Consider the following 12775-nt stretch of genomic DNA (forward strand, 5'->3'; position numbering starts at 1 on the left):
GCGCGGCGCTCGCCGGCGAAGGAGACTCATGAGCTCGATCCTCTCGTTCACGATCCTCGGCCTGTTCACGGGCGCGGCGTACGCCATCGCGGCCAGCGGCCTGGTCCTCACCTACACGACGACCCGGGTCTTCAACATCGCGCACGGGGCGTTCGGCATGGTCATGGCCTTCACGTTCTGGGACTTCAGCCAGCGCCAGGGCATGCCCACGTGGCTGGCGCTCTTCCTCGTGCTGGGCGTGGTCGCCCCCGGCACCGGCTACCTCGTGCAGCGGTTCGTCACCCGCGGGCTCGGTGAGGGCCCGGTCAGCGTCTCGTTGGTCGTCACCGTCGGCCTCTTCGTCGGCCTGATCGGGGTCGCGCAGTACATCTGGCCGCCGGCACCGCGCACCGTCCCGCCGTTCCTGCCCGAGAGCGGTCTCGAGATAGGCAACACCTACGTCACCGCCCACCAGATCATCACGATCGCGCTCTCCATGGTGGTCGCGGGGCTGCTCTACCTGCTGCTCAACCGCACCCGGATCGGCACGGCGATGCGCGCCTCCGTCGACAACCCGGTCCTGCTCCGCCTCTTCGGGGGCAACCCTGACCGGGTCGCCTCCCTGTCCTGGGCGATCGGGATCTCCCTGGCCGCGCTGGCCGGCATCCTGCTGACCCCGGTGATCGGCCTGTCCTACTACGACCTGACCCTGCTGGTCATCAACGCGTACGCCGCCGCGATGCTCGGCCGTCTCAAGAGCCTGCCGCTGACCTTCGTCGGCGCGATGGGCCTGGGCATCCTCCAGTCCTTCGCGGTCGCCTACCTCCCGACCGAGGGCGCGCTGTCCGGGCTGCGCGCGGTCGTGCCGGCGCTCTTCCTCTTCGTCGTGATCATCGCGATGCCGCAGGCCCAACTGCGGATCGGCCAGGTCAAGGGCATCGTCTCCGCGCCGCTGCCGTCCTTCACCAAGTCGCTCAGCTGGGGCGCCGTGCTGCTGGTGGCGGTCGCGCTGATCGCCGGGGTGATGTCCGACGCCAACCTGCTGCTGGTCGGCACGGCCGCGACGTACGCGATGGTGATGCTCTCGCTGGTGCTGCTCACCGGGTACGGCGGGCACGTCTCGCTGGCGCAGTTCACCTTCGCCGGCGTCGGCGCTCTCGCCTACGCCAAGCTCGACGAGCCCAACCTCTACGGGCTGTTCCTCTCCGCCGTGATCGCCGCAGCCGTGGGCGCCCTGGTCGCGCTGCCGGTGCTGCGGCTGACCGGTCTCTACCTCGCGCTCTCCACGCTGGCCTTCGGCGTGCTCATGGACAAGATGGTCTTCCAGGCCGACTTCGCCTTCGGGTTCAACGGCACCCTCCAGGCCGAGCGGCTCTCGATCCTCGGTCACTCCATCACGTCGACCAGCGGCTACGTGGTCGTGATGGCGGTGTTCTTCGTGCTGATGGCGCTGGCGCTGCTGCTGCTCCGCCGCGGCGTCCTCGGCCGGCTCCTCATCGCCATGCGGGACAGCCCGGCCGCGTGCGGCACCCTCGGGCTCGACATGCGCTGGTTCCGGGTCGGCCTGTTCGGCCTGTCCGCGGGCATGGCCGGGCTCGCCGGCGGCCTGTTCGCGGGCCTGCGCGGCACCATCGGGGCCGCCGACTTCCAGCTCTTCAACAGCCTGCCGCTGCTCCTGCTCGCGGTCGTCTGCGGAGTCACCTCGGTGAGCGGCGCGGCCCTGGGCGGCATCGGCCTGATGCTGTTGCCGGTGCTGCAGAGCTCGCGCCCCGAGCTCGCCGGCCTGGTCTTCGCGGTCCTCGGCTTCGGGGCCGTCGCACTGGGCCGCGATCCGAACGGACTGGCCAACCTGGCCTTCGGCATCGGACGCCGTCTCGACAAGCGGTTCGGTGACCGGGTCCGTCGCGCGGTGCCGGTGCTGCCGCTGCCCCGGCCGCGGGCCGAGGACGACGTCGTCCTCGATCCGGAAGTCCCCCTGCTGACAGATCCGCAGCCCCGTGAGGAGGCCGCTCATGTCGCTTCTTGAGGTCGACGACGTCGTCGTGCAGTTCGGCGGGGTCACCGCCGTCGACCACGCGTCGTTCGTCGCCGAGGCCGGCCGGATCACCGGCCTGATCGGCCCGAACGGCGCCGGCAAGACCACCTGCTTCAACGTGATCAGCGGACTGCAGAAGCCCAACCAGGGCAAGGTCCGCTTCGAGGGCCGGGCTATCACCCGCCTGCCGGTGCACCGCCGCTCGCGGCGCGGCATCGCCCGCACGTTCCAGCGCCTCGAGGCGTTCGGCTCGCTGAGCGTCCGCGACAACGTCCGGGTCGCCCGCGACATCCACCGCGGCATGGTCGGGCTGGTCCGGCCGGCGTCGGCGGACGTCGACGGCCTGCTCGAGCGGGTCGGCATCGCGGCGTACGCCGCCGAGCGCGCCGACTCGATCCCCACGGGCGTGGCGCGCCTGCTCGAGCTGGCCCGCTGCCTGGCCGGCGACCCCCGGTTGCTGCTGCTCGACGAGCCGTCGTCCGGGCTCGACGAGTCCGAGACCGACGAGTTCGGCGAGCTGCTCGCCCGGCTCGCGGCCGAGGGTCGCGCCATCCTCATGGTCGAGCACGACATGGACCTGGTGATGTCGGTCTGCGACGACATCCACGTCCTCGACTTCGGTGCCGTGATCGCGTCCGGCCCGCCCGCCGAGATCCGCTCGAACCCTCAGGTCCAGCAGGCCTACCTCGGCTACTCGGACGAGCCCGATGACCAGACCCGCCTCGACATCCCGGCGGTCGAGCTCACCCAGGAGATCCGGCTCGAGGGGGCGTGGACGTCATGAGCGAGCGCAGCGAGCGAGTCATCCAGAGCAGCGCGACCTGTGCCTCATGCGCGCACGGAGCGAAGCGAGTACGCGCATGAGCGTTCCTATCCTCGAGGTCGTCGACCTCCACGCTGCCTACGGTCGGATCGAGGTACTCCGCGGCGTCGACCTGCGCGTGCCCCAGGGTGCGGTGGTCGCGCTGCTCGGTCCCAACGGCGGTGGCAAGAGCACGCTGGTCAAGGTCGTCAGCGGGCAGAAGCAGCCCACGTCGGGCGACATCCACCTCGGCGGCGTGCACGTGCAGGGCGCCGAGCCCGAGGACCTCGCCAAGCTCGGGCTGTGCACCGTCCCCGAGGGCCGGTCGGTCTTCCCGAACCTCACGGTCGAGGAGAACCTCACCCTGATGTCGTACGCCGGGGTGCCCGCCGACGCGGTGCTCGACACGGCGTACTCCTACTTCCCACGGCTGCACCAGCGCCGTCACCAGATGGCCGGCACGATGTCGGGCGGCGAGCAGCAGATGCTGGCGATGTCGCGGGCGCTGGCCTCCGACCCGGCGCTCCTGCTGCTCGACGAGCTCTCGATGGGGTTGGCGCCCCTGATCGTCGACGAGCTCTACGACACCGTCGCCCAGATCGCCCGGAGCGGGGTCTCGATCCTCTGCATCGAGCAGTTCGCCCGCACCGCGCTGCGGGTCTCCGACTACGCAGCCGTCATGACCGGTGGCCGGATCGTCGCCACCGGAGAGCCGTCCGAAGTCATGTCCTCGATGTCCGACCTAGTCCTTGGCGGTGCCGCATGAAGAACAGCCCACGCAAGGCCTGGCGCCGCCCGCCTCTCCGCGGGGATGCCGGGGGTCTCAGACGCCCCATCCTCGCGGTCGCCGCCGGAGCGCTCGTCGGCGCCGTTCTGCCGGTGTCGGCGAGCGCCCCGGCCGACGGTGCGGACCGGCCGGCGTTCAGCGGCTTCAGCGCCGTGGCCTCGGCGGCCCCGGTCAAGATCGAGATCTACGAGCCGACCATCCCGATCCCGGCGACCCCGCAGCTCGAGTTCGAGATGGCCTACACGACGGTCGAGGCCGACTCCGGCAGCTCGATGGGCCGGGCCAGCTGGCTGTGGCCCGGCGACTCCGTGGGCGAGGGCGCCAAGACCGTGATCGAGAACCTCGGCCTGCCCGAGCAGCTGTCCGGGCCGCTCGCGGCCCAGGGCTACCCCGTCCAGGTCAACGCGAACCAGCCGTCCGGTGAGGCGACGCAGGCCGACGAGCCCTTCCCGGGCACGGTGATGCGGGCCGGCGCCGGCGACAGGTTGACGCTCGCCCAGGTCGGCTACTCACCCGACGGCCAGGTCCAGGACGGCACCGGCGACGGGGACAACCAGGACGGGGACGAAGGTACGCCCGGCGTCCCCGAGCTGCCGGGGGTGCCGGGCCTGCCCGGGACCCCCGGCGCACCCGGCACGTCCGGCACCGACCTGCTCGCCGAGTTCGGGCAGGCCATCACCGGCTCCTCGGCCCCGACGACCGGGGGCGAGCCCGGTGCCGACCCGGCCACTCCGGGTGGGGGCGCCCCCGGCGTACCCCCGGAGCTCGCGGCCCTGGTCGACGTCGAGGGCTACACCTCCTCCAGCCGGAACGTCGCGACGGACGCGAAGATCGTCACCACCGCCCGCTCGGCACTCGGCGACGTCTCGCTGCTGGGCGGGATCATCACCCTCGACGGGATCGTGGTCACCAGCTCGAGCTCGAGCGACGGCGTCAGCGGCAAGCCGGCCGGCCAGGCCACCCTCGGGGGCATGACCGTCGCGGGCCAGGTCTTCAGGTTCGGCCCCGACGGCTTCGACACCGCAGGCCGGCACACCGACATCCCCGGCCTGCCCGACGACCCGGCGAAGGCGCTCCACCAGCTGGGCGTGAAGCTGACCCTGCCCGAGCCCGGCACCGCGAGGAAGGCGGACCAGGCCACCAGCGACATGTCCGGCCTCCAGGTCGAGATCGACACCTCCCGGCTGCGCAAGCAGCTCGACGCGATCCCGCTCGCCGACCTGGTCGCCCAGGTGCCGGACGACGCCGGCGAGCTCAAGAGCGCGCTCCAGGCCGCGGTCGGACTCTCGCCGCGGATCGTGGTCACGCTCGGCAACGCCAGCACCACGGTCGACACCGTGCAGGGCATCGACATCCCGACCGACGTCCCCGACAACGACCCGGGCGACACCGGCGGCACCGGCGGCACCGGGGGCGGCACCGGCGGCATTCCCACGACCGGCGGCGGCGCCCCGTCGACCACCGCTCCCGGCGGGCCGTCGGGCGACGTCCCGTCCGCCGACGGCGACCTCGGTGACGCGGCCCTGGCCGGCTCCGGCCTGCCGCCGCTCTACTCGATCCCCGGCGCGATCCTCGCCGGCGGCATCGCCCTCGCCGCCGTCGGCGGCACCTGGCTCCGCAAGATCGGCGTCCTCACCCTCGGCGGCGCCGGCTCCTGTGCCCATGGCCTCGACAGCGGCCTCCCTGACCTGCGAAAGGCGTGACCCCATGACTGCCATGTCCACCCCCATGCCCAGCCAGGCGGCCGGCACGGCGTCGGCGACCCCGGCCGACCGGCTCTCGGTCGGCCTGCCGAAGGCGGTCAGCCGCACCCGTTCGGGCGCGGCGCCGCTCAAGGACAACCACTACCAGCTGCTGCAGGTCGTGCTGTTCTGGGCGGGCGCGATCCTGCTGCCGCTCGGCCTCGTGGTGATCGTGCTCGGCTGGTACGGCGCCGCCAACACGCCGTACCAGTACGACCAGCTGTCCTACCTCGTCTCCGGAGGCCTGCTGGGGCTGGGCCTGACGTTCACCGGCGGCTTCCTCTACTTCGGTGCGTGGCTGGCCCGGATGGCTTCCGACGGCCGGGAGTCCTCGAAGCGGCTGGCCGACACCCTGCTCGTGCTCGCCGACGTGACCTCGCGCGCGGCGACCACCCGTGACGACGGGGTCGACGTGTCCGCCCTGCCGGTGACCGCAGGCGACGGGACGACCATGCACCGGCGCGACTGTGCGCTGATCGCGCACCGCCAGGACCTGCAGCCGGTCGGCGAGAACAACGGCCACCTCACGGTCTGCCGGGTCTGTCGACCCTGACCAGTCCACCGTTTCCTGGGGTCCCCTCCGGGGTAGGAGGGAGAGGCGCCCCGGCGTCGCCCCGAGATCAGCTCGACCAGATGTCTCGATGGAAGGCACGACCTACCCGAGAGATCTCCCATGTCGCAGCACCACCCCTCCGCCCACCCCGCGCACCTGCTGGTGCTGTTCGGAGCGATCACGGCGATCGGCCTCTTCGCGGTGCGGGGTGACAACGGGGTCGCCGGCGACCTCTGGCCGGTCGGACTGGCCACCGGAGTGCTGTGCCTGGTCTCGGCCCGGGCCCGTCTCGGCGCGCTGGTCGTGCTCTTCGCGATCGCCGTCCTCACCATGTGGTGGGGCGGACGGCCGCTCGACGTGGCCTGGGGTCTCGCGGCCGGCGCGACGCTCGGATCCTGGGTCGTCTGGCGCCTGACCTGCGGTCCGTTGGGCCAGTGGACGAGGCTCGTCAGCGACCGCGACTTCCTCCGCTTCCTCCTCGCGTCGATCAGCGGTGCCCTGCTGGCCGGGGTCGTGGCCGCAGCGACGTCGACGGTGACCGGGTGGGGCTCTCCGGCGCTCGTCGCGCTGGCGACCGGTGTGGCCCATCTCGCGTGCCAGCTCGTGGTCGTCCCGTTCTTCCTGCGCCTGCAGGACCGTCCGTCGCTGGCCTCCGCGGTCGAGACCGCCGCGCTGTGGGGGACGACGGTGCTGGTCACGCCGTTGCTCTTCGCCTCGGGAGAGGTGCCCGCTCTCGTGTTCCTGATCATCCCGACGCTCGTCTGGGGCGCGATGCGGGTGGCACCGCGGCAGGCGCTGTGGCAGGTGGGCGCCGTGTCGGCGGTGGGGATCACCATGACCATGCTCGGCTACGGCCCCTTCGCGTCCGGACGAGACCAGCTCGGGCTGGGCGGCTATGCACCCAACCTCTTCGCGGAGCTGTTCATCATCGCCTGCGTGCTCGCCGTGGCCCCCCTCCTGCTCAACGTCGGGCAACAGGTCGACAGCGCGCGGGACGCCGTGGCCGAGGACGACAACCTGAACCAGATCATGGAGAGTGCCCTGGCGGTCGCCGTCATCGGGACCGACGCCCAGGGCCGGATCACCTTCTTCAGTCCCGGCGCCCAGCGACTGCTCGGCTACGGCCTCGAGGAGGTCCTCGGCAAGTCCACCCGGATGTTCCACGACCCCGCCGAGATCACCGCGCAGGCCGAGGCACTGGGGGTCGCGGACGACTTCGGCGCGGTGATGCAGGTCTTCGTCGACATTCCCCGGTTCGGTGCCGGCCGCGACCTGAAGTACCTGTGCAAGGACGGCGAGCAGCGCACGCACGCGACGAGCATCGTGCGGCGGACCGACGGGCACGGTCGGACCAGCGGTTACGTCATCACCTCGGACGACGTCACCGACCGGGTCCGAGCGCAGGAGTCCCTGATCGAGGCGCTCGACGCCGAACGACGAGCCGTCGACCGCCTCCGGCAGATCGACCAGATCAAGGACGACCTGCTCTCGACGGTCAGCCACGAGCTGCGCACCCCGATCACCAGCATCGTGGGCTACGTGGAGCTCTTCGAGGACGGCGCCTACGGTCAGCTGAACGACCGGCAGCTCGCCGCGCTGGGGCGGGTCACCGCCAACAGCGAGCGGTTGCTCACCCTCATCGACAAGCTGCTCACGCTGTCCCGGGTCCAGGACGAGACCCTCAGTCTCGTCGACGAGCCGGTGGATCTCCGCGAGGTCGTGCGGACGGGCTACGACGTGGCGGCCGACGAGTCACGCACGCGCGGCCTCGACGTACACCTCGAGCTGCCGCCGGTGCCGGTCCCGTTCCTGGGGGACGTGGACATGCTCGAGCGGGTCGTGGTCAACCTGGTCGACAACGCGATCAAGTTCACGCCGTCGGGAGGCCGGGTCGCGGTCTGCCTCTCCGCGACCGCGGCCGAGACCGTCCTCGAGGTGTCGGACACCGGGATCGGCATCCCCGCCGACGAGCTGGAGCTCCTGTTCACACGGTTCTTCCGGTCGTCCCTGGCCAAGGAGCAGCAGATCCCGGGCAGTGGGCTCGGGCTGTCGATCTCCCGGGCCGTGGTCGAGCTGCACGGCGGTCGCCTGGACGTCGCGTCCTCCGCGGGTGCGGGCACCACCTTCGCGGTGCGCCTGCCCCGCAGCCGCGATGGCCACGCCCCCGCTGCCGACGCGCTTCCCCAGCCGAACGGGTCCGCTCGGCGGGTCGGCCCGGTCGGTCCTCCGCGGCGGGGACTCCGACCGTCAGCGGGGCGTCTCGAGGCTGACCCCCGCGGGCGAGCATCGTGCGATAGTCCGGCAGGCTGACCGACAGCTGCGCCACCGTCGCGGCCGAGCGGCCGGAGAGCTACTCCTCGCCCTGGTCCTCGTCGGCCGTGACGGCCTCGTCAGGCTTGTGCATGAGCACGTTCTCCATGTAGTCGCGCGCCGAGTCGAAGAAGTCGACCTCGTGTCCGGCGGCCTCGGAGAGGTACCACCGGTGCGCGAGCAGCTCGTGGTAGATCTCGGCCGGCTCGAGCTTGCCGCGCGCCTCGGGGGGGATCATCGCCATGATCGGCTCGTAGATCTGCGTGAGCCACTTGTTCGCGACCAGGCTCCGGTCCTCGCGGCCGAGGTCGTGGTGGGCGGTGAACGACGCGATGTCGTTGAGCAGCCGCCGGGCCTGCGCGTCCTCGACGTCCAGGCCGGTCAGCGCCTGCAGCTCGCGCCGGTGGTGGCCGAGCTCGACGACCTTGGGCTGGATCCGGATCCGGTGGCCGTCCCAGTCGGTGACGATGTCGAGCTCGTCGACGTCGAAGCCGAGGTCGTTGAGCCGTTCGACGCGCTGCTCGATCCGCCACATCTCCCCGGTCGAGAACTCCTCGGCGGCCGTCAGCTCGTCCCAGAGCGCGCGGTAGCGCGCGACCAGCATGTCCACGATCTCGTGTGCCTGGACCTCGTGGTCGAGGGAGTCGCTGGCCTGGAGGTCGAGGAGCTCGGCGAAGACGTTCTCGGTGGCGATGGTGAGGTCGTACTCGCGCATGTGGTCGGAGAGGCTGGTCTTCAGCTCGCCGGTCTCCGCGTCGACGAGGTACGCCGCGAACCCGCCGGCGCTGCGGCGGAACAGCACGTTGGAGAGCGAGACGTCGCCCCAGAAGAAGTCCGCCAGGTGGAGCCGCACCAGCAGCACCACCATCGCGTCGACGAGCGACGGCAGGTTGTCGGCGCTCAGGCCGTGGGAGAACAGGCTGCGGTAGGGCAGCGAGAACTGCAGGTGCTGGGTGAGCAGCGCCGCGGGCAGCTCCTCGCCCTGCTCGTCGACCCGCCCGGTCACCACGCCCTGCGCGCGCACCGCGGGCAGCCCGAGCCGCTGGAGGTCGCGGAGCAGCCGGTACTCCCGGAAGGCGATCTCCTCGACGGTCTCCTTCACGGCGTAGGTGTTGTCGCCGAGGCGGATGATGCGGACGACGTGGCGCGACAGGCCGCGGGGGAGCGGCACGACGTGCTCCGTCCACTCCTCCAGCGGCGTCGACCAGGGCAGCCCGAGCAGCGCCGGGTCCGGTCGGTTCGCCACGATGCGCAGCGCCATGCGTCGAGGTTACGGCGTGGCGACCGATCCGCGCCCGCCACGCGCGACGCAACGGGATCGGGTGTGCCGCTCAGAGGCTCCAGAGCGAGACCGTCGGCCCGTCGACGGCCGGCAGGGTGACGGTGCCCGCCTCCTCGACCAGGTCGGCGTCCACGCCGGTCGTGAGCAGCAGGGTCCCGTCGGCGAAGCCGAGCGGCCCGGCGGGCAGCTCGATCGCCGGGCCCGCGCTGCGGCGGGCGGCCACCAGCACCGAACCGGCCGGGTGCTCACGCACGAACACCACGGCGTCGTCGTCGACGTGCGCCCAGCGGAGACCGCCGCGGCGCAGCGCCTCGTGCTCGTGGCGCAGTCGGGCGAGGCCGGCGTACGTCGCGAGCGTCAGCCGGTCCCAGGCCTCCGGGTGCTGCCACGGGAACGGGCGCCGGGAGTCCTCGCCGAGCACCCCCTCGAGCCCGATCTCGTCGCCGGCGAAGAGCATCGGCACGCCCGGCAGGGTGAACTGGAGACCGGCCGCGACCCGGTGCACCTCGCCGGAGCCGGTCAGGGTGCGGATCCGGGCGCTGTCGTGCGAGCCGAGGATGTTCCACGACGCGGTGGTCGCTCGCCAGCCGTAGCGGCCCTGCCACTCGCGCAGGCTGCGCTGCATCGCCGCGCCGGGTCGGCGGGGCACCGGGACGGGCCGGCCGAAGGGGCGGGCCGGCGAGGACGGGTCGCGCAGCCACGACCAGACCGGCCAGGAGAAGCCGCCGTAGTTCATCGTGCCGTGCCAGCCGTCTCCGTCGAGGTCGGTCGACGCGTCGTGGTTGTGCTCGCCGATGACGAAGGCGTCGGCGCGCTCGGCCTCAGCGGTCCGGCGTACGGCGCGGGCCACGTCGTGGTTGACGTCGAGGGTCCCGAGCCGCCCGGTCATGTTCGCGACGTCGACGCGCCAGCCGTCGAGGTCGAACGGCGGCCGCAGCCACCGCGCCACCACGGACTCGGGGCCCTCGACCATCGCCTCGCGCAGCGCGGGGTCCGCGTGGTTGAGCTTGGGCAGCGTCCCGTGGCCCATCCAGCACTCGTAGGAGCCGTCGGGCAGGAGGTAGTAGAACGAGCGGGCCGGTGCGCCCGGCACGTCGCGAGCGGCGACGAACCACTCGTGGGTGTCGCCGGTGTGGTTGGTCGTCAGGTCGCCAAGGATCCGCCAGCCGCGCTCGTGCACAGCGGTGGCGAGCCGGACGTACGCCTCGTCGCCGCCGAGCAGCGGGTCGACCCGCTCGAAGGTCGACGCGTTGTAGCGGTGGTTGCTCTCGCCGGGGAAGACCGGGGTCGTGTAGACGACGCTGACGCCGATCTCGGCGAGATGGTCGAGGTGGTCGGTGATCCCGTCGAGGTCGCCGCCGTAGAACTGCAGCGGGGTGCGCGGGTCGAAGCCCTCGAAGACGACCTCGTCGTCCCAGTCGGCCGGCACCGCCCACTCCGGGACCTCCCGGTCGGCGGCCGCGGCGGACCGCGCGAACCGGTCGGGGAAGACCTGGTAGACGACCGCGTCGCGCGCCCAGTCGGGTGGCGGGCGGTGGGAGCTCAGCCGGAAGTCGAACGCGTCCGGCGGGTCGTGGTCGACCACCCCCGACCCGCCCAGCCAGCGCTGGCTGTCGCCGGCGGCGAGGAGGAATCGGTAGTGGGTGACCGGGTTGTGCACCGGCAGCGACCCCTCCCACCAGACCACGTGGTCGTCGCGGGAGGTCTCGATGCAGGGGTGGTAGGTCGGCTCCGCGTCGTACGTCGTGCGCACCCAGACGTGGTCGACCCCGTCGGCCACCGAGGTCCGGCAGCGCACGACGACCGTCGACCCGGGCGGGGGCGCCTCGTCGCCGACGTACATCGCGGAGCCGTCGTGGTGCGGCTCGTCGAGCAGGGTCATCGGGCTCTCCGTCCGTGCGGCTCGAGGAAGGCGGCCCCGGGACCCCGGTCGGCCGCCTCGTCGCCGGGGTTGCTCAGCGCACAGGTCCGCAGGCTCAGGCACCCGCAGCCGATGCAGCTGTCGAGCCGGTCGCGGAGCCGCTCGATCCGCTCGATCTGCTCGTCGAGGCGCGGCCGCCACGCCGTGCTCAGCCGGCGCCAGTCCGCCTTCGTGAGCGCCCGTCCGTCGGGGAGGGTGTCGAGTGCCTCGGCGATCTCGTCGAGGCTCAGCCCCACCCGCTGGGCCGTGCGGATGAACGCGATCCGCCGCAGCGTCGACTGCTCGTAGCGGCGCTGGTTGCCGGTCGTCCGCACCGAGGAGACCAGACCGCGCGACTCGTAGAACCGGATGGCCGAGGTCGCGACGCCCGCGCGCTCGGCCAGGTGGCCGATGGTCAGGTGGGTCATGGGTCCACCCTGGCGGGACCTCAAGCACAGTTCAACTTCCGAAGTGTTGCATCGGGGTGACGTCTCTACTAGAACGTGTTCTAGAAAGACTGGTAGCGTCCGCGCCATGAGTGAGAACTCCCCGCGCGTCGTCGTCATCACCGGCGCCGCCTCCGGCATCGGCTTCGCCACCGCCGAGCTGTTCCGCGACGCCGGTGACATCGTCTTCGGCCTCGACATCAACGACACCGTGCCCGAGGGCGTGACGTACGTCGAGTGCAACGTCGGCGACAAGGCCGCGGTGGACGCGGCCATCGAGGTCTGCGCCCAGCACGGCCGGATCGACGTGCTCGCCAACGTCGCCGGCATCGTGCAGTTCGGCCGGATCGAGACCGTGACCGAGGAGGAGTGGGACCGCGTCCACGCGGTCGACCTCAAGGGCCCGTTCTTCCTGATCCAGGCCGCGCTCCCGCACCTGCGTGCCTGCCGGGGCAACGTCGTCAACGTCTCCTCGGTCGCCGGCAACGTCGCGCAGCCCTACGCCACGGCGTACGCCGCAGCCAAGGGCGGGCTCACCCAGCTCACCAAGGCGCTCGCGCTCGAGCTGTCGCCGGAGGGCATCCGCGTCAACGCCGTCTGCCCCGGCACCGTCGACACCCCGATCGTCGCCCAGGTCTTCCACAAGCTCACCGACGACCTGGACAAGCGGGTCGCCGACCGGCTGATGATGATGCTGCCCGGTGGCGCGATCTCCCCGAAGGAGATCGGCGAGGCGATCGTCTACCTCGCCGGAGCCCGGATGGCGACCGGCACGGTGCTCGCCGTCGACGGCGGCATGAGCTGACTCCTCGCGGTCAACTAGCATGTGGCCGCCCGGATCGACCGGTCTCGGCATGCCGGTGTAGCTCAGTTGGTAGAGCGCGTCTCTTGTAAAGACGATGTCGCGGGTTCGATTCCTGTCACCGGCTCACAGCACCC

Annotated in this window: 10 protein-coding genes and 1 tRNA gene; 8 read left to right on the top strand and 3 right to left on the bottom strand. The window is 71.9% G+C overall.

The features are described 5' to 3' along the window. Window positions 1-28 precede the first annotated feature (28 nt). The 6 genes from PD653B2_RS04050 (at window position 29) to PD653B2_RS04075 (ending at window position 8208) form a co-directional block, all read left to right on the top strand. Window positions 29-2005, top strand: a complete 1977-nt coding sequence (locus tag PD653B2_RS04050) for an ABC transporter permease subunit (protein ID WP_085871049.1) — start codon at window positions 29-31, stop codon at window positions 2003-2005. Further along, complete coding sequence (locus tag PD653B2_RS04055) at window positions 1992-2798, top strand: ABC transporter ATP-binding protein (protein WP_085871050.1); 807 nt, start codon at window positions 1992-1994, stop codon at window positions 2796-2798. The genes PD653B2_RS04050 and PD653B2_RS04055 overlap by 14 nt, the downstream gene beginning before the upstream one ends. Window positions 2799-2874: 76 nt before the next feature. Then, window positions 2875-3582 carry an ABC transporter ATP-binding protein gene (locus PD653B2_RS04060; RefSeq protein ID WP_085871051.1) on the top strand — a complete coding sequence of 236 codons (708 nt, stop codon included), beginning with the start codon at window positions 2875-2877 and terminating at the stop codon, window positions 3580-3582. Then, window positions 3579-5306, top strand: coding sequence for a choice-of-anchor P family protein (locus PD653B2_RS04065; RefSeq protein WP_085871052.1), 1728 nt, complete (start codon window positions 3579-3581; stop codon window positions 5304-5306). Before PD653B2_RS04060 ends, PD653B2_RS04065 begins: the two co-directional genes overlap by 4 nt. A gap of 4 nt (window positions 5307-5310) precedes the next feature. Further along, window positions 5311-5898 (top strand): hypothetical protein, encoded by a 588-nt coding sequence (locus PD653B2_RS04070; protein ID WP_133058872.1) that lies wholly within the window; start codon window positions 5311-5313, stop codon window positions 5896-5898. Window positions 5899-6018: 120 nt separating this feature from the next. Continuing rightward, window positions 6019-8208, top strand: coding sequence for an ATP-binding protein (locus tag PD653B2_RS04075; RefSeq protein WP_085871054.1), 2190 nt, complete (start codon window positions 6019-6021; stop codon window positions 8206-8208). Between the two features lie 40 nt (window positions 8209-8248). On the opposite strand, the gene PD653B2_RS04080 is transcribed toward PD653B2_RS04075, so the two are convergent. The 3 genes from PD653B2_RS04080 to soxR all read right to left on the bottom strand — a co-directional run bounded on the left by PD653B2_RS04080 (window position 8249) and on the right by soxR (window position 11818). Further along, window positions 8249-9469, bottom strand: coding sequence for a DUF4032 domain-containing protein (locus tag PD653B2_RS04080; protein WP_085871055.1), 1221 nt, complete (start codon window positions 9467-9469; stop codon window positions 8249-8251). A 70-nt stretch (window positions 9470-9539) separates the two neighbouring features. Continuing rightward, a complete protein-coding gene (locus tag PD653B2_RS04085) occupies window positions 9540-11372 on the bottom strand; it encodes a glycoside hydrolase family 13 protein (RefSeq protein WP_085871056.1) in 1833 nt (610 codons plus the stop codon). After that, complete coding sequence (soxR, locus tag PD653B2_RS04090; protein WP_085871057.1) at window positions 11369-11818, bottom strand: redox-sensitive transcriptional activator SoxR; 450 nt, start codon at window positions 11816-11818, stop codon at window positions 11369-11371. The genes PD653B2_RS04085 and soxR overlap by 4 nt, the downstream gene beginning before the upstream one ends. A 106-nt stretch (window positions 11819-11924) precedes the next feature. Between soxR and PD653B2_RS04095 the strand changes: the two genes are divergently transcribed. Continuing rightward, entirely contained in the window at window positions 11925-12641 is a 717-nt protein-coding gene (locus PD653B2_RS04095; protein ID WP_165763319.1) for an SDR family NAD(P)-dependent oxidoreductase, read from the top strand. 51 nt (window positions 12642-12692) lie between these two features. Then, a tRNA-Thr gene (locus PD653B2_RS04100) sits at window positions 12693-12765 on the top strand. Window positions 12766-12775: the final 10 nt, after the last annotated feature.

The organism is Nocardioides sp. PD653-B2, from assembly GCF_002117935.1.
GTDB lineage: Bacteria > Actinomycetota > Actinomycetes > Propionibacteriales > Nocardioidaceae > Nocardioides.